Source organism: Blautia fusiformis, assembly GCF_020686995.1.
In the GTDB taxonomy this organism is placed as follows: domain Bacteria; phylum Bacillota; class Clostridia; order Lachnospirales; family Lachnospiraceae; genus Blautia_A; species Blautia_A fusiformis.
Genome location: NZ_JAJEPT010000002.1, coordinates 40,195 through 57,550 on the forward strand (window position 1 = coordinate 40,195; position 17,356 = coordinate 57,550).

Here is a 17,356-nt window from a genome sequence, read left to right on the forward strand (position 1 = left end):
GGTGCTTAGTATGGGAGTTACTATAAGGCAGATCGCGGAAGCTGCCGGTGTTTCCAGAGGTACTGTTGACAGAGCGTTAAATAACAGGGGCAGGATCCGTCCGGAGGTTGCTGAGAGGATCCGTGCCATCGCTGATGAGATGGGGTATAAGCCGAATCAACTGGGCCGTGCTCTATCCATGAGCAGAAATAATATTAAGATCGGCGTGATCCTGCAGGGTGCGGAAACACCTTTTATGAAAGAAGTTCTGAAGGGAATCCAGGAGGCGTGCGCTGAGGTGGATAATCTTGGTGGTACAGTCCTGGTCCATAAGATCGAGCATCAGAATGCGGAGGATGTTATTCTCGCCATGGAGAAGATGCGGATGGAAGAGGTTCGTGGTATTGCCATGGTTCCTTTGGATGAGGAACGTGTGAAAAGGGAAATTGACCGGTTTGTGGAGGAATTTCGGATCCCGGTGGTGACGTTTACTTCGGATGTGGAGGATACGAAACGGCTTTGCTTTGTAGGGCAGAACGGTGTGCAGTGTGGCCGTGCGGCTGCGGGGCTTATGGGGGAGCTGACCGGTGGAAAAGGAAAGGTTGCTGTGATTTCCGGCTATAGTACCAATACTTCTTTGAGCAGCAGGGTGGTTGGATTCCGTGAGGAAATTGCGCGGAAATATCCTGGGATTGAGATCATTGGGCCGGAGTATTGCTTTGAGGAGAATGGCAGGGCCAGGGAGATTACGGAAGGGATATTTAAGGATGTTCCGGATCTTGACGGGATATATCTTACTTCTCATGGTGAGGAGGGGGTGTGTGAGGCAATCGCCGGAGCGGGGAAAGCTGGTCGGGTGAAGATGGTTGCCAATGATTTTATGGGGCGGAATTATGAGCTGATGAGGGAAGGGTTTATTCATTTCCTGATCGGGCAGGATGCCAGGATACAGGGGTATGAGCCGGTGATGATTTTGTTCCGACTGCTGTTTAATGGGGAAGCGCCGGAGAGGGCGAAGATTTTTACGGAAATATATATAAGGAATGAGTATACGATTCCGGAGGGGAGACACTGAAGTGGGGTGTCTCCTTTTTTTGTGCGGAGGGACGCCGCGGAAGGGGATGCTGTCTGGTCTGCGGCTTCGTCGGGGGCTGACTTCTAGGACGCCGGAAATCTGCTAAAAGCGTTTTTCAAAAGTCCGAACTCGCGGCCTGCTGCCGCTCAGACAGCGGACTTTTGAAAAACAACGCAGATTCCCGCCGTCCAAGAATCAGCTCCCCTCCTGCAGAAGCAGAGCCAGACAGCATCCCCTTCCGCGGCTGGTGCTTCCAGCGAGAAAAAATGTCGTTTGACGATAGGTTGTGGGTCGTCAGCGCTGCGCTGGACGACTGCAAGGGCTGAGTTTGCGCCTGTTTGCAGGGAGAGTTTGGGCATCGGCGCTGCGCTGGATGCTTGAAGGGATGTAAGCTGTGATGCTGTGCAGGATGCTTGAAGGGGGTGGTGTGTGGGATGATTAGGGTGATTGTATGGGAATGTGTTGGAGATATTTTCGGCGAAGTTGACCTAAAAATATTACATATTGTGGCTAAAAATAGTTCTCGTCATTTTTAATAGAAAAAAGATGGTAATATTGTACAATATTAGGGGTTGCGATTTGTGTGTTGCGATGATATTATATTAAGCATAAAGAGCGTGTTCGGACACGCAAAGAGATTACATTGGGAAAATAAATCAAAAGGAGATCAAAACTATGATTAAAGTTGGTATTATCGGAGCAGGTAGAATTGGTAGAGTTCATATTACTAGTATTACAACAAGGGTGCCGGATGCGGTGATCAAGACGGTTGCAGATCCTTTCTTAAATGATGAGACTGCTGCATGGGCTAAGAGCATGGGTGTTGAGCACACGACTAAGGATTATAAGGAAATCATCAATGATCCTGAGATTTCCGCAGTTCTGATCTGTTCTTCTACAGATACTCATTCTCCGATTTCTGTAGAGGCTATCAAGGCTGGCAAGCATGTTTTCTGTGAGAAACCGATCGATCATGACATTGCCAAGATCAAAGAGGTTATCGATGCTCTTGAGGGCACAAATCTGAAATATCAGGTTGGTTTTAACAGAAGATTCGACCATAACTTTGAGTCTCTTCAGCAGGCTGTTGCAGCTGGTAAGGTTGGTAAACCGGAGATCATCAAGATCACTTCCCGCGATCCTGAGCCGCCTAGCATTGATTATGTTAAGGTTTCCGGTGGCATGTTCCTGGATATGACAATTCATGATTTCGATATGGTTCGTTATCTTGCAGGCTGCGATGCTACAGAGGTTTATGTTCAGAGCGCAAATCTGGTTGATCCGGCTATTGGTGAGGCTGGGGATGTTGATACAGCTGTTATCACTCTTCAGATGGAGAATGGTGCTATTGCTGTTATCGATAACTGCAGAAGAGCTTCCTATGGCTATGATCAGAGAGCTGAGGTTTTCGGTTCTGATGGTATGGCTGCTATTTCCAATGACAGCCAGTCTTCCACAGTGATCAGCAATGCTGAGGGTGTTACAGGCGAGAAGCCGATGTTCTTCTTCCTTGAGAGATACATGGACGCTTATGGTAAAGAGGTTGCAGCATTTATTGATGCGATCGTTAATGACAAAGAGACACCTCTTAATGTTTATGATGGTCTGAAGCCGGTATTAATGGGTCTTGCAGCTAAGAAATCCAGCGAGGAGCACAGACCGGTTAAGATTTCTGAGATTATGGAATAATTCAAATAAAAAGGAGAATTGACCAATGTTTGATAAGAATAAAGTAAAGCTTGGTATTGCACCAATTGCATGGACAAATGATGATATGCCGGATCTTGGCAAAGAGAATACTTTTGAGCAGTGCGTCAGTGAGATGGCTCTTGCCGGTTTCACAGGCTCCGAGGTGGGTAACAAGTATCCGAAGGATCCTGAGGTTCTTAAGAAGGCTCTTGAGCTTCGTGGTGTTGAGATCTGTAACCAGTGGTTCTCAAGCTTCCTGATCACCAAACCGTTTGAGGAGGTTGAGAAGGAGTTCCGTGCACAGCTTGCTTTCCTGAAAGCTATGGGTGCGAAAGTGATCGGCGCATCTGAGCAGAGCCACAGTGTTCAGGGCCAGATGGATACTCCGATTTTCGGACATAAATATGAGATGAATGACGAAGAGTGGGATACCTTCTGCACAGGTATGAACAAGCTTGGTAAGATCGCAAAAGAGGAGTATGGTATTGCTCTTACTTTCCATCATCATATGGGTACTGTTGTACAGAGCCTTGCTGAGGTTGACCGTATGATGGAGAATACAGATCCTGAATATGTAAGTCTTCTTTTTGATACCGGTCACTTTACATACTGTGGAGAGGATCCTCTTGAGGTTGTAAAGAAATATGTTCACAGGATCAAACATGTTCATCTGAAGGATATCCGTCCGGAAGTTGTTGAGCAGGTTAAGAAAGAAAACATGAGCTTCCTTGCAGGCGTAAGAGCCGGTGCCTTCACGATTCCGGGAGATGGATGCATCAACTATGATCCAATCTTCAAGGTTCTCGAGGATGCAGGCTACGAGGGATATATGGTTGTTGAGGCTGAGCAGGATCCGGCTAAGGCTAATCCGCTTGAGTATGCGATCCGTGCAAGAAAATTCATTGCTGAGAAGACAGGCTTATAATTACGACAGGGAAATAGGTGCATGCTGATGTACAGTTAAGCGGAATAAAGATGTCCGCTTTGCATAGAAAAAGCGGTATCAGCCAGTAGTGCTTTGACACCGCTTTTTTCTGTAAGAAGATGCAAACAGTGTACGATAAACAGGACAGGAGGGCCGAATCATGGCACTTGTGAAAATGAAAGATCTGCTGAGACGTGCCGAAGAGAAAAATATTGGCTGCGGTGCTTTCAGTGTTGGTAATATGGAAATGGTAAGAGGTGCGATCCGTGCAGCAGAAGAACTGGATACTCCGATCATCCTTCAGATCGCGGAGGTGCGTTTGAAAAATTCTCCGCTTCACCTGATGGGACCGATGATGGTACAGGCTGCAAAGGAGGCTAAGGTGGATGTGGCTGTCCATCTGGATCATGGTCTTACTTTTGGGACGGTTGACAAGGCTCTGGAGCTTGGCTTTACATCGGTTATGCTGGATGCTTCTACGCTTCCTTTTGAGGAAAACATCGCCAGAGTAAAGGCCGTTGTGGAGAAAGCACGTAAATACGGCGCTACAGTTGAGGCTGAGCTGGGACTTGTGGGCGGAAGTGAGGATGGAAGCTGTGACCACGGTATCCGCTGCACAGATCCGGATGATGCGGTCGTTTACGCAAGAGAGACAGGTATTGATGCGCTTGCAGTTGCCATCGGTAATGCCCATGGTAATTATCCGGTAGCGCCGACGCTTGCTTTTGATGTATTGGAGAAGATCCATGAGAGAGTGGATATTCCGCTGGTTCTTCATGGCGGCAGTGGCATCACCGATAAAGATTTCCAGAAGGCGATCTCTCTTGGCATCCGTAAGGTGAATATTGCCACAGCAAGCTTTAACAGCCTGACAGCTCATGTGGAGAAATATATGGAATCAACAGACAAGCATAATTTCTTTGACCTCAATGAGGCTATGGCCCAGGGTACTTACGAGAATGTGAAGAAACATATTCTTGTATTTAATGAGCCATATCAGGAGTAGGCCAAGGATTTTCTTGTAAAAAAAGAAAAGGTCTGATAAGATGTTCTCAGTGAAAATAACTGGGAACATCTTTTTTGTGCCCATAAAAGAGGAGAGATAAAAATGGAACAGAAAGAGACTGTCTGTTCAGTTGCGAAGAAATGCGGCGGTTGCCGTTATCAGGGTGTATCCTACCAGGAGCAGCTTCGCAGGAAACAGAGAATTACAGAAGGCCTTCTGAAAAAATTCGGAAAAGTAGAGCCGATCATTGGAATGGAAGATCCCTATTATTACAGAAACAAAGTTCATGCAGCTTTTGGCCGTGACCGGAAGGGAAACGTAATTTCCGGGATTTATGAGGAGAAGAGTCATAGGATCGTTTCCGTAGATGACTGTATGATCGAAGATAAAAAAAGTCAGGAAATCATCCGTACCATACGTGGTATGCTGAAATCCTTTAAGATCAAGACCTATGATGAGGATACAGGATATGGACTTCTCCGCCATGTGCTTGTGCGGAGAGGCTTTTCCACAGGAGAGATCATGGTGGTATTAGTTACGGTTTCTCCAATATTTCCATCTAAGAATAACTTTGTAAAAGCTCTCCGTAAAGAGCATCCGGAGATCACTACGGTGGTTCTCAATGTCAATGACAGACAGACAAGCATGGTACTTGGAGACCGCAATATCGTACTTTACGGACCGGGATTCATCAAAGATCGACTTATGGGACTGACCTTCCGTATTTCTCCATCTTCTTTTTATCAGGTAAATCCTGTGCAGACAGAAGTACTTTACGGAAAGGCTATGGAGTTTGCGGCAATGACAGGAAAAGAGAGGGTGATCGATGCTTACTGTGGCACAGGTACTATCGGGATCATCGCTTCCGGGAATGCCAGGGATGTCATTGGTGTAGAACTGAACCGTGATGCTATCCGTGATGCCAGAATGAATGCCAGGGAAAACAAGATCCGTAATGTTCGTTTTGTTCCGGGAGATGCAGGATGGTTTATGGAAGGAATGGCAGCAGAGGGAGAGAAGGTGGAGGTTGTTCTCATGGATCCGCCACGTTCCGGAAGTGACCGTAAATTCCTTCACTCCCTTTTGACTCTTTCACCGGAAAAAATTGTTTATGTATCCTGCAACCCGGAAACCCTGGCAAGAGATCTTGCCTGCCTTACTAAGAGAGATTACCTGGTAAAGAAGATGCAGCCGGTTGATATGTTCCCGCTCACCGATTCAGTGGAGGTTGTTTGCCTTCTGGAGAATCGTAGGACCAGACCGGGAAGAGCTTAGATTTTTGGCAGCTCACAGTGATATGCGATGCCAAGGGGCGTAACAAGAAGCGGATGGACCGGACGGTATACCGGAAGCTTCAGCCTCTTTTCAAAAACGGTAGTAAATTCCTTAAACATGGAAGAACCGCCAACTACATAAACAGCCGGAACCTGATAGCCCTTTAGAAATTTCTCGGTGATCACAGCCATTTTTTCTACAGTGGCCTTGATCACAGGGAAAATTTCGTCTTCTTTTTCCGGAGTAGTTTTCAATACTTCGGCTTCCTCATAAGGGATCTTATAGTGACCGGCGACTGTCATGGTCATATGGCTGCCGCCAGTAGCCTCATCATCGGTGTAGATAACTTTTCCGTCTTTCAGGATGCTGATACCGGTTGTGCCGCCACCCACATCCACAACAGCACCGTCTGTGATCTTAAGGACAGCAGCTGCGGCAGTAGGCTCGTCCACGATATTTGTAACCTCGAAACCGGCACCCTCCAGAACATAGCCGATGCTTTTGACACTGCCTTCAGAAACTCCCGGAGGGATGGCAGCAGCACCGTAAGTAAGTTCTGTGCCAAGCCTTTCCTCCAGCTCATTTTTAAGCTTTGTCACAAGCTGGACAGATTCATAGTAATTGACGATCACTCCATCCTGAATCGCATGGGATGGTGCGGAAATTCCGGCTATGGGACGGTTATTCCGGTCGACAACGGCAAGAACGGTATTGGCAGTACCAAGGTCTATGCCTGTCTTCAGACGACCGCGGAATTTTTTACATTCACCTGTTTCTACAAGTTCTGCAAAATTGGACAAAGTTCTGTTTTTTAATTCCATTCAAAATACTCCATTTCTTTCAGACAGGGACAAAAAGAATTTTGCCCCTGATATAAATTCTAATAATTGCGGCCGGTAAAGATGGCAACGGATCTGGGCCGCATGCAGAAATCGTGTTCAATGCGTGGCTCCTGGCCTTTTTCGTAGAAATAACGGCCATTTCCGTCACCGAACGTGTTGACACAGAGATACCATGCACCGGGACGGGCAAGCTCCGGAAGTGTGACCGTTACGTCCTCCCAGTATGCGTTGATCACAATGTAGATCAGGTCATCAGTGCCTTTGCTCTTATTATAGCCTGCAAAGCTTACAGCGAAGGTGTGGGCATCTCTTGGAATGGTCACATCCCTTGCGTCAATGTTATGAGTGTGGATATTTTCCATACCGCATACTGCGTTGGGAAGCTTCCGGGAGATAACAGGGTGGTCTTTACGGAACCGGATCATAAATTTGAAAAATTCAAAAAGATCGTGATTTTTCTCCAGAAGCTTCCAGTTGATCCATGAGGTTTCGTTATCCTGACAGTAGGTATTGTTATTTCCGTGTTTTGTGTTTCCGAATTCATCACCTGCAAGGAACATCGGGGTTCCGCGGCTGGACATCAGTACAGCACAGGCATTCCGTATCATGCGGAAGCGGAGGGAGAGCACTTCAGGGTTGGTGGAATCGCCCTCTTCTCCACAGTTCCAGCTGCGGTTATCGTTGGAACCGTCGGTGTTATTCCAGCCGTTTGCTTCGTTGTGTTTTTCATTGTAGGAATAAAGATCATACATGGTGAAGCCATCGTGGCAGGTAAGGAAATTGACACAGGAATTGTATCCTGCATAATTGTCATTATGATCAGAATAAAAGCCTCCGTACAGATCACCGGAACCGGAAATACTCCATGCAGCGTCCCAGGCATTCCAGAAATCTCCCTTCAGGAAGGAACGGAGGCAGTCACGGTAACGGCCATTCCATTCAGCCCATCTGCGGCTGGCAGGGAAAGAACCAACCTGATACAGCCCGCCGGCATCCCAGGCTTCTGCGATCAGTTTGACATTTCTAAGGACCGGATCGTAAGCGAGAAGCTCCAGAAGGGGCGGATTGTTAAGTGGAGAACCGTCCTCATGGCGTCCGAGAATGCTGGCAAGATCGAAGCGGAAGCCGTCCACACGGTAGTTGATGGTCCAGTAACGTAAGCATTCAAGAATCATCTGACGTACAATGGGATGGTTACAGTTCAGAGTATTTCCACATCCGCTGAAATTGTAGTAATTTCCCTCTGGAGTCAGCATATAATAAACCTTATTGTCAAAGCCCTTAAAGCAGAAGGTTTTTCCCAGCTCGTTTCCTTCGGCGGTATGATTGAATACAACATCAAGAATTACTTCGATGCCATTTTCGTGGAGCTCACGGATCAGCTCTTTCAGCTCAGTTCCCTCACAGTTATGCTCCGGCTTGGAAGCATAGCTGGTGTTTGGAGAAAAGAAGTTGACAGAATTGTATCCCCAGTATTCCAGAAGCCGTTTGCCATTTACAGTACGGGCATTCATATTCTCGTCGAACTCGAAGATCGGCATCAGCTCTACGGCGTTGATCCCCAGTTCCTTGAGATAAGGGATCTTTTCACGAAGACCGGCAAAGGTTCCCGGGTGCATAACACCGGAAGAAGAATCCTGTGTAAAGCCGCGGACGTGAAGCTCATAGATGATCAGGTCACTGATCTTACGGGTGGATTGCGGCATGTCTTCCCAGTCAAAGGAATCACGTACCACACGGGCATGATAGCTTCCGATCTTTTGCTGGCCCCATTCACGCTGACCGGCAACGGCTTTGGCATAAGGATCAAGAAGAACCTTTGTTTTATCGAAGATGTGACCCTTTTCCGGTTCGTAAGGACCGTCAATGCGGTAGCCGTACTCCAGATCTTCGATGTCCAGTCCCATGACGATCATGGAGTAGACATCACCGATACGACAGGCATTGGGAAAAGGAAGGACTGCGAAGGGTTCCTCTTCTCCGGAGTGGAAAAGAAGAAGCTCGCAGGATGTACCGTGGCGGGTATGTGCGGTAAAGTTGACTCCGTTGGAAAGAGGAGTAGCGCCATTTAATTCAAAAAACCCGGGACGTACAGGAAATCCCGCAATAATATCTGTGGGCCGGGATGTCAGTGTATTCTCAGAGAGCATAGTCTGATTCTGTGTTTTCATTTCCGGTATCCTCCTTGGTGAAAATTTTTTTACAAACAAAAATATTATAACTGATTTTCAGAAAAAAGTACAGGCTGGGTTGTTGAGAACAAAGTGAACAGCAGCATTCCAATAACGCGGGAACCTTCGGGAAAATCTTCTTGAGGTTTTTGACGGGAAGGCTTACAATATGAACCAGAAACTTTGAAAATGTAAGGAAAGGAATAATAGCAGTATGAATGAAGAAACACTGGAGATTTCTTTTGACCAGATAGAGAAAGAACGGGGGAAATATCTTCTGATAGATACCCGTGATAAAGTAACTGTAGAATATGGAATGATCCCGGGAGCAATCTCTGTTCCGGAACAGGAACTGGAAGAGCGGGCAGAAGAACTGAGGGGGGATAAGATCCCGGTCCTTTACTGTACAAGAGGGCTTTTCAGCCAGGAGGGTGCAGAGATGCTCCGGGAAAAAGGAATTCCCGCACTGAGCCTGAAAGGTGGATATACAGGATGGCTTTTTCAGCAGATGCAGAAAGAATCCGGTAAAGAGAACAGTGAAGAAGAGGAAAATGATGCAATGGAACAGCGGCGGAAGGATATCGAGCTGAGTATCCGCAAAAAGTTCCATAAGCAGCTGTTTTCCAGATTTGCCAGGGGAATCAACGATTATGAGCTGGTGAAGCCGGGAGATAAGATAGCAGTCTGTATTTCCGGTGGTAAGGATTCCATGCTGATGGCCAAACTGTTCCAGGAACTGAAGCGTCATAACAAGTTTCCCTTTGAACTGGTGTTTCTTGTGATGGATCCGGGATATAATGAGGCAAACCGTGCGGTGATCGAGCACAATGCCAGGCTTCTCGGGATTCCGATCACAGTGTTTGAGACTGAGATCTTCGATGCGGTTTATAATATAGAAAAATCCCCATGCTATCTCTGTGCCCGTATGAGAAGGGGCTATCTTTACAGCAAGGCAAAGGAGCTTGGCTGCAACAAGATCGCTCTTGGACATCACTATGATGATGTGATCGAGACGATCCTGATGGGAATGCTTTACGGAGCGCAGGTACAGACTATGATGCCGAAGCTCCATAGTACAAATTTTGAGGGAATGCAGCTGATCCGTCCTATGTATCTGATCCGGGAGGCAGATATCAAACACTGGAGAGATTATAATGACCTTCATTTTATCCAGTGTGCATGTAAATTTACCGATACCTGTACTACCTGCCGTACAGATGGTACCAGTGTTTCCAAGAGAATGGAGATCAAGAATCTGATTGCAGAACTTAAGAAGGTAAATCCACATGTAGAAAGTAATATTTTCCGAAGTGTGGAAAATGTTAATCTTCATACAGTTATCGCATACAAAAAAGATGGAGTGAAACATTCTTTTCTGGAAGGGTATGAGGACTGACAGATATAAATAAAAGCTGCTCAGGCGTTAGCCCGGGCAGCTTTTACTTTTTCCCGCTGTTTGGTAAGATCATAATATTCATCAGAGATGATCCCGCGACTGGAAAGTGCTTCGTAGGTTTTCTGCTGTGCGGGGGTCATCTTCATTCCGATCGTGGAATTGACATCGGTCAGTACGCAGCTTGTTTTTTCTACCAGCCAGAAAAGTGCGGAATCATCATCGGGGATCATTTTCCAGATTTCGTTTTCTGTATATGGAAGAAGGGACATGAGAGTTTTTAAGTGTCCATCCTGGATCAGACGGTAATCCCCGTCCGGCATGATGATGCCATCGCCATAGAGTTCTTTTTTCTGTTCCATTTTCTGCAGAAGTTTTTCTGTGAGTTTCATGATCGGCTCCTTGATCTTTATTATTTCAACAGTTTTCAGGCACTGCTTTTTTATGAAGTTAAAAAAATAACAATCAGCGTCTATTGTATGAAGCGGCGACAAAAATGTCAAGAGGTTAAAAAGATTTTCGATGCTTATGAATGATTTTTGTTGTGCAATTTGTTTGCTTTTGTGAGGCTAAAGGTTAAAATTATGTAAAAATTATCGTAAAATAAGATCTTCTGTGGTATAATATGAATATTCAAAAAATTCAAGGAAGGACGATGCAGATGTTGAAAAACTGGAACCCGGAACAGATTCCGGAAAAAGAGGATATCAAAGTGCGTTTAAGCGCTGCAAGAACCAGATTATATGAATTGCAGATGGCTCTGAAAGAGCATAAGATTCCGGTGATCGTGCTGTTTGAAGGCTGGGGAGCTTCCGGAAAAGGAAGTACCATAAGTAAGGTGATCAAGAATATCGATCCTCGTTTCTTCAAAGTTGCGACTATGTCAGCACCTACAGAGGAAGACCTTCGGAAACCATTTCTTTACCGATATTTCAGGGAAATCCCGGAAGCGGGCAAGTTTACATTCCTGGATTCAGGATGGATGGATCAGACCTGTCGTGAACGTATGGATAAAAAGCTGAAGGGTGACAATTATTCAAAACGGATTGACAGTATCCGGAGATTTGAACGTCAGCTGACGGATAATGGATATGTACTCCTGAAATTTTTTATGCAGATCGACCGGAAAGAACAGGAAAAACGTATGGGCATCCTTCTGGAAAGCAAGGATACCAGATGGAGAGTCAATGAATATGATCTCTGGCAGAATGATCATTATAAGAAGTGCAGAAAGATTTTCGACCAGTATATGCAGGATACCAATACATCTGCGGCTCCATGGTATATTGTCGATGCCGGTGACCGGAAGTGGGCAGAACTGCAGGTACTGGAAACCATGATCAGCAATATAGAGGTTGCCATGGAAAACAGCAAACATGCAGTGCCGATCCTGCAGAATGTTTTTCCTCTGGTGGAGATGCCCAGATTAAGCGAGATTCCTCTGGATGGAAAAGAAGTGGGGGATGAAGAGTACAAGGCAGAGCTTAAGGAACTGCAGGCAAAGCTTGGAAGTCTGCATAACCGTCTTTACCGAAAAAGAGTGCCTGTGATCATCACCTATGAAGGCTGGGATGCTGCCGGAAAGGGAGGAAATATCAAGAGGATCACGGAGGCTCTTGATCCCCGTGGATTTGAGGTACATCCTATCGCAAGTCCGGAGCCTCATGAAAAAGCCCGTCATTATCTGTGGCGTTTCTGGACAAGGCTTCCCAAGGATGGTCACATTGCCATCTTTGACCGGACGTGGTACGGAAGAGTGATGGTAGAACGTCTGGAGGGCTTCTGCAGCGAGAATGACTGGAGACGTGCCTACAATGAGATCAATGAATTTGAGAAGGAGCTTTCTGACTGGGGCGCTGTGATCGTGAAATTCTGGGTCCACATTGATAAGGACACCCAGCTTGCCAGGTTCAACGACCGCCAGAGCAATCCGGAAAAACAGTGGAAGATCACGGATGAGGACTGGAGAAACCGTGAAAAATGGGATCAGTATGAAACAGCAGTAGATGAGATGCTTCAGAAAACCAGTACTGCTTATGCACCATGGCACATTCTGGAATCCGTAGATAAGAAATATGCAAGGCTGAAGGCGCTTCGGATCGTGATCGAAGAAATTGAGAAAGCGCTGAAATAAGAGATAAAAGCTGCGGCAGGATAACAGATATTCTGCTGCAGCTTTTTGTCTGAAGAGAGATGAATCAATTCCGGAGATAGTTTCGCATACTGCGAAGAGCATGTTTTTCCAGTCGGCTGACCTGAGCCTGGGAGATACCAATCTCATCAGCTACCTCCATTTGGGTTTTTCCCTCGTAGAAGCGGAGATCGATAATGTGACGTTCACGCTCTCCAAGCCGGTTCATGGCATCTCGAAGAGAAATATCCTCCACCCAGTTTTCTTCCAGGTTCTTTTTATCACTGATCTGATCCATAACATATAGGGTATCTCCGCCTTCGGAATACACGGGCTCAAAAAGGCTTACCGGGCTCTGGATCGCATCCATGGCATAGACGATCATTTCCTTGTCGATACCGATCTCATCAGCGATTTCTGCAATGGTAGGCTCTTTGAGATGCTGCCGCATATAGTTTTCCCGGGTATAGATGGTTTTGTAAGCGATATCCCGCAGAGAACGGCTGACCCGTATGCTGTTGTTATCACGGAGATATCTTCGGATCTCTCCGATGATCATGGGAACTGCATAGGTGGAAAATTTTACCTGAAGAGTGGTGTCGAAATTATCGATCGCTTTGATCAGGCCGATGCAGCCGATCTGAAAAAGGTCATCCGGATTTTCACTGCTGTTCTGAAAACGCCGGATCACGCTTAAAACAAGCCGCAGATTGCCTTTGATGTACAATTCCCTGGCTTCTTCATCGCCAGCTTTGATTCTTTTAAAGAGCTCCGCCTTTTCTTCCTGATCGAGAACGGGAAGGGTTGAGGTATTTACTCCGCAGATTTCAACTTTATTCAGTGCCATCTTAGAATCCTCCTTGTCTTGTCAGTACATTAAGATGATTCTCAGAGGGCGGTTGAAATATACTTTTTCAGGGAAAATATAAAAAATAAAGGGCCTTGACAATAAGGAGGTATTTATTCTCCGGACAGCAGTTTTTCATTACGGAAATCAACAAGGATGATATCTTCGCCGATCTGGCGGATGCAGTCCCATGGAATGGAATATTCATTTTCTTTGGAAAAACACCAGCAAAATTTCCCCGGTTCCGGCATGATCAGGGCTTTCAGACGTGCGGTTTCACAGCAGAATTCCACATCAAGAGGGCAGCCAAGACTGCGGCAGGTATGGATATTGATCACTTCTTTTTGTTTCAGCTCACAGATGCGCATAAATTCATCACCTGGTATGATTTTATGGAAAATCTGTAAAATTTATGCAAGTCCGATTATTGACACATTATGTGCATTTATTTTATAATAAAAACGAATTTAGTAATGATTTACTGATCCGGAAAGGGGGAGAGTTCTGTGAGATGTCCGTTCTGTAACCAGGATAATACAAGAGTTGTAGATTCCAGACCTGTAGAGGATACCAATTCCATCCGCCGCCGCCGTCTCTGTGATGCCTGCGGAAAGCGTTTTACAACTTATGAGAAGGTGGAAACGATTCCGCTGACTGTGATCAAGAAGGATCAGAACCGGGAAAGCTATAAACGTTCTAAGATCCAGGATGGTGTTCTTCGTGCCTGCTATAAGCGCCCCATTCCCATTGAGAGAGTGGAAGAGATGATCGATTCCATAGAAGGAGATATTTTCCGGTCAGAAGACCGTGAGATCAGCAGTACCAAGATCGGAGAGATCGTTATGGAGCATCTGAAGGATCTGGATGCGGTGGCGTATGTACGCTTTGCGTCTGTATACAGAGAGTTTAAAGATGTCAGTACCTTTATGGATGAGCTGAAGAAGCTGATCAATTAAGAGATTAAATGAATAGACCGCAAATGCAGGAGATTTCAGGCCGATTGTCAAAAGACAACCGGCCTTTTTTGAAACATGAATGTTTGATTTTTCAGAGATCGTAAAAGTGGATACAAAAAAAAACAGGAACCGCATGGGAAAATCCTCTGCGGTCCCTGCTATAAATATACATTAATGATTCAGGAAACTTAATTAAACAATACCCTGAGCTTTCATAGCGTCAACAACTTTTTCGAAGCCGGCGATGTTTGCACCTACAACATAGTTGTCTTCCATACCGTAACGTTTAGCAGCGTCATCAGTTTTGTGGAAGATATCGATCATGATGTTGTGGAGTTTCTCATCAACCTCTTCTCTTGTCCAGGAAAGTCTCATGGAGTTCTGGCTCATCTCAAGTGCAGATGTGGCAACACCGCCAGCGTTTGCGGCTTTACCAGGCATGAAGAGAACACCGTTCTCCTGAAGGTATGTTGTTGCATCAAGAGTAGTAGGCATGTTTGCACCTTCAACGACGTATTTGCAGCCATTTGCAACCAGTGTTTTAGCTCCGTCAATACCAAGCTCGTTCTGAGTAGCGCATGGAAGGTAGATATCACATTTGATATTCCAGATGCCAAGTCCCTCAGTGTAGGTAGCGCCCTCAACACGGTCTGCATATTCTTTGATACGTCCACGTTTTACTTCTTTGATATCCTTTACGACGTCAAGGTTGATTCCGTTCGGATCGTAGACATATCCGTTGGAGTCGTTCATTGCAACAACCTTGGCACCAAGCTGAGTAGCTTTCTCAACAGCGTAAATAGCTACATTACCGGAACCTGTTACAACGATTGTTTTTCCTTCTACGGAATCATTGTGAGCTTTGGCGATCTCGTTGAGCATGTATACAACACCGTAACCGGTAGCCTCTGTACGGATCAGGGAACCTCCGAAGGAAAGACCCTTTCCTGTAAGGACACCCTCATAAAGGCCACGGATTCTCTTATACTGTCCGAAGAGATAACCGATCTCACGTCCGCCGACACCGATGTCACCAGCCGGAACATCTGTATCTGCGCCGATATATTTGCAAAGCTCTGTCATAAAGCTCTGGCAGAATGCCATAACCTCTCTGTCAGATTTACCCTTAGGATCGAAGTTGGAGCCACCTTTTCCACCGCCGATCGGAAGGCCTGTAAGAGAGTTTTTAAAGGTCTGCTCAAAACCAAGGAATTTCAGGATACCCTGATTTACAGAAGGATGGAATCTTAAGCCGCCTTTGTATGGTCCGATGGCGCTGTTGAACTGAACACGATATCCCTTGTTAACCTGTACAGTTCCGTTATCATCGATCCACGGTACTTTGAAGGAGATGATCCTCTCTGGCTCTACAAGACGCTCAAGGATAGAAAGTTTACGATACTCTTCCTCATTTTTGTCAATTACGACTTTAAGGGAATCGAGAACTTCCTTAACTGCCTGATGGAATTCTGGCTCGCCAGGATTCTGTGCTACAACTCTTTCATAAACTTCTTCTGTGTAAGACATTGTTGTTTCCTCCTCATCACATATTAAATTGCGTTGAAAACTAAATTCGAGTGCTATTATACATTAACATGCTAAAAAAGGGAAGTGCTAAATTTAATTTTTTTAAATTTTTATTTCTTGCGTTGAAAGCCTAAATGTGAGATGATATAGAATAAATATTTTTTGACTATGAAATTAAAATGGTTAAATAATAGTGAAAATTAGAAGAGGAGTGGTTTTTATGAGAACATTCGGGAAATCATCAAAGCTTGACAACGTGCTGTACGATGTGCGCGGACCGGTTGTGGATGAGGCTGCCAGAATGGAAGAAGATGGAATGGAGATTCTGAAGCTGAATATTGGTAATCCGTATCCGTTTGGGTTTTCAGCACCTCAGGAAGTGATCCTGGATATGCTGAGTAATGTTCGTACTTCCCAGGGATATTCCGATTCCAAGGGCATTTTTTCTGCAAGAAAAGCGATCATGCAGTATGCACAGCTTCGCGGGATCCCGGGAGTTACCATTAATGATATTTATACGGGAAATGGTGTCAGTGAACTGATCAACCTCTGTATGCAGGCGCTGCTTGATAACGGGGATGAGATCCTGATCCCGGCTCCGGATTATCCGTTGTGGACAGCTACTGCAACACTGGCAGGCGGAAATGTAGTTCATTATATCTGTGACGAACAGTCTGACTGGTATCCGGATATTGAGGATATCAAGAGCAAGATCACACCAAGGACCAAGGCGATCGTTATCATCAATCCCAATAACCCTACAGGTGCAGTATATCCGAAGGAGATCCTGGAACAGATTGCAGACATTGCAAGAGAAAATGAGCTGATCATCTTTTCTGATGAGATCTATGACCGTCTTGTTATGGATGGATATAAACATACATCGATTGCATCCCTTGCACCCGATGTGTTCTGTGTAACATTTTCAGGATTGTCCAAGTCTCATATGATCGCAGGTTTCCGCATCGGATGGATGATTTTAAGTGGTGCAAAAAGTAAGGCGAAGGGTTATATAGAGGGAATCAATATGCTCTCTTCCATGCGTCTCTGTTCAAATGTTCCGGCACAGTCCATTGTACAGACTGCACTTGGCGGATATCAGAGTGTCAATGAATATACGCAGCCGGGCGGACGTGTTTATGAGCAGAGAGACTTTATTTACAAGGCACTGAATGATATTCCGGGAATTTCCGTTGTAAAACCACATGCGGCATTTTATATATTCCCGAAGATCGATACTGAGAAATTCAATATTTTCAATGATGAACAGTTTGCTTTGGATTTTCTTCATGAGAAACAGGTGCTTGTTGTTCCGGGCAAGGGATTCAACTGGAACCAGCCGGATCACTTCCGTATTGTTTATCTGCCGGATATCCGCCAGCTTGACAAGGCAATGAAGAAGATGAAAGAGTTCTTTGCTACATATAAGCAGGGCTGATCGCAGATAGACAAGAAGAGATTTGCGATCCGCATTCGCTGCCTGCTCATAACCGATAAACTGTAAAGCAGGTATTCGGTTATATTTTCGGCATAGACCGGA

Annotated in this window: 15 protein-coding genes; 9 read left to right on the top strand and 6 right to left on the bottom strand. The window is 45.6% G+C overall.

Annotated features, from left to right (window positions below; all coding sequences use genetic code 11):
* Positions 1-10: 10 nt before the first annotated feature.
* The 5 genes from LKD46_RS02055 to rlmD all read left to right on the top strand — a co-directional run bounded on the left by LKD46_RS02055 (position 11) and on the right by rlmD (position 5,949).
* The gene (locus tag LKD46_RS02055; protein ID WP_173753273.1) at positions 11-1,054 is read left to right on the top strand and encodes a LacI family DNA-binding transcriptional regulator; all 1,044 of its coding nucleotides are present in this window, start codon (positions 11-13) and stop codon (positions 1,052-1,054) included.
* A 675-nt stretch (positions 1,055-1,729) separates the two neighbouring features.
* The gene (iolG, locus tag LKD46_RS02060; protein ID WP_015524414.1) at positions 1,730-2,743 is read left to right on the top strand and encodes an inositol 2-dehydrogenase; all 1,014 of its coding nucleotides are present in this window, start codon (positions 1,730-1,732) and stop codon (positions 2,741-2,743) included.
* Between the two features lie 25 nt (positions 2,744-2,768).
* Positions 2,769-3,668 carry a myo-inosose-2 dehydratase gene (gene iolE / locus LKD46_RS02065; RefSeq protein ID WP_015524415.1) on the top strand — a complete coding sequence of 300 codons (900 nt, stop codon included), beginning with the start codon at positions 2,769-2,771 and terminating at the stop codon, positions 3,666-3,668.
* A gap of 160 nt (positions 3,669-3,828) precedes the next feature.
* The gene (locus LKD46_RS02070) at positions 3,829-4,674 is read left to right on the top strand and encodes a class II fructose-bisphosphate aldolase (RefSeq protein ID WP_227573735.1); all 846 of its coding nucleotides are present in this window, start codon (positions 3,829-3,831) and stop codon (positions 4,672-4,674) included.
* Positions 4,675-4,776: 102 nt separating this feature from the next.
* On the top strand, positions 4,777-5,949 hold the full coding sequence (rlmD, locus tag LKD46_RS02075; protein WP_059085471.1) for a 23S rRNA (uracil(1939)-C(5))-methyltransferase RlmD: 1,173 nt from the start codon (positions 4,777-4,779) through the stop codon (positions 5,947-5,949).
* On the opposite strand, the gene eutJ is transcribed toward rlmD, so the two are convergent.
* Both eutJ and LKD46_RS02085 read right to left on the bottom strand, forming a co-directional pair.
* Positions 5,946-6,770 carry an ethanolamine utilization protein EutJ gene (eutJ, locus tag LKD46_RS02080; protein ID WP_015524418.1) on the bottom strand — a complete coding sequence of 275 codons (825 nt, stop codon included), beginning with the start codon at positions 6,768-6,770 and terminating at the stop codon, positions 5,946-5,948. The genes rlmD and eutJ overlap by 4 nt on opposite strands.
* Before the next feature lie 59 nt (positions 6,771-6,829).
* On the bottom strand, positions 6,830-8,962 hold the full coding sequence (locus tag LKD46_RS02085; RefSeq protein ID WP_118752525.1) for a glycogen debranching protein: 2,133 nt from the start codon (positions 8,960-8,962) through the stop codon (positions 6,830-6,832).
* A gap of 214 nt (positions 8,963-9,176) precedes the next feature.
* Between LKD46_RS02085 and LKD46_RS02090 the strand changes: the two genes are divergently transcribed.
* Positions 9,177-10,358 (top strand): PP-loop family protein, encoded by a 1,182-nt coding sequence (locus LKD46_RS02090; protein WP_092070442.1) that lies wholly within the window; start codon positions 9,177-9,179, stop codon positions 10,356-10,358.
* 20 nt (positions 10,359-10,378) lie between these two features.
* Here the strand turns inward: LKD46_RS02090 and LKD46_RS02095 are convergent, their stop codons facing one another.
* A complete protein-coding gene (locus LKD46_RS02095) occupies positions 10,379-10,747 on the bottom strand; it encodes a hypothetical protein (RefSeq protein ID WP_015524421.1) in 369 nt (122 codons plus the stop codon).
* 269 nt (positions 10,748-11,016) lie between these two features.
* Between LKD46_RS02095 and pap the strand changes: the two genes are divergently transcribed.
* Entirely contained in the window at positions 11,017-12,489 is a 1,473-nt protein-coding gene (gene pap, locus LKD46_RS02100) for a polyphosphate:AMP phosphotransferase (protein WP_118752541.1), read from the top strand.
* A 64-nt stretch (positions 12,490-12,553) separates the two neighbouring features.
* Here pap and sigG read toward each other — a convergent pair whose 3' ends face one another.
* Positions 12,554-13,333, bottom strand: a complete 780-nt coding sequence (gene sigG / locus LKD46_RS02105; RefSeq protein ID WP_015524423.1) for an RNA polymerase sporulation sigma factor SigG — start codon at positions 13,331-13,333, stop codon at positions 12,554-12,556.
* 113 nt (positions 13,334-13,446) lie between these two features.
* Positions 13,447-13,701, bottom strand: a complete 255-nt coding sequence (locus LKD46_RS02110; protein ID WP_015524424.1) for a YlmC/YmxH family sporulation protein — start codon at positions 13,699-13,701, stop codon at positions 13,447-13,449.
* A gap of 138 nt (positions 13,702-13,839) precedes the next feature.
* On the opposite strand from LKD46_RS02110, the gene nrdR reads away from it, so the two are divergent.
* Positions 13,840-14,289 carry a transcriptional regulator NrdR gene (gene nrdR, locus LKD46_RS02115; protein ID WP_021976805.1) on the top strand — a complete coding sequence of 150 codons (450 nt, stop codon included), beginning with the start codon at positions 13,840-13,842 and terminating at the stop codon, positions 14,287-14,289.
* Between the two features lie 192 nt (positions 14,290-14,481).
* On the opposite strand, the gene gdhA is transcribed toward nrdR, so the two are convergent.
* Positions 14,482-15,816, bottom strand: a complete 1,335-nt coding sequence (gene gdhA / locus LKD46_RS02120) for an NADP-specific glutamate dehydrogenase (protein WP_118752526.1) — start codon at positions 15,814-15,816, stop codon at positions 14,482-14,484.
* Positions 15,817-16,036: 220 nt separating this feature from the next.
* On the opposite strand from gdhA, the gene LKD46_RS02125 reads away from it, so the two are divergent.
* Positions 16,037-17,254 (top strand): aminotransferase class I/II-fold pyridoxal phosphate-dependent enzyme, encoded by a 1,218-nt coding sequence (locus LKD46_RS02125; RefSeq protein WP_015524426.1) that lies wholly within the window; start codon positions 16,037-16,039, stop codon positions 17,252-17,254.
* Positions 17,255-17,356 lie beyond the last annotated feature (102 nt).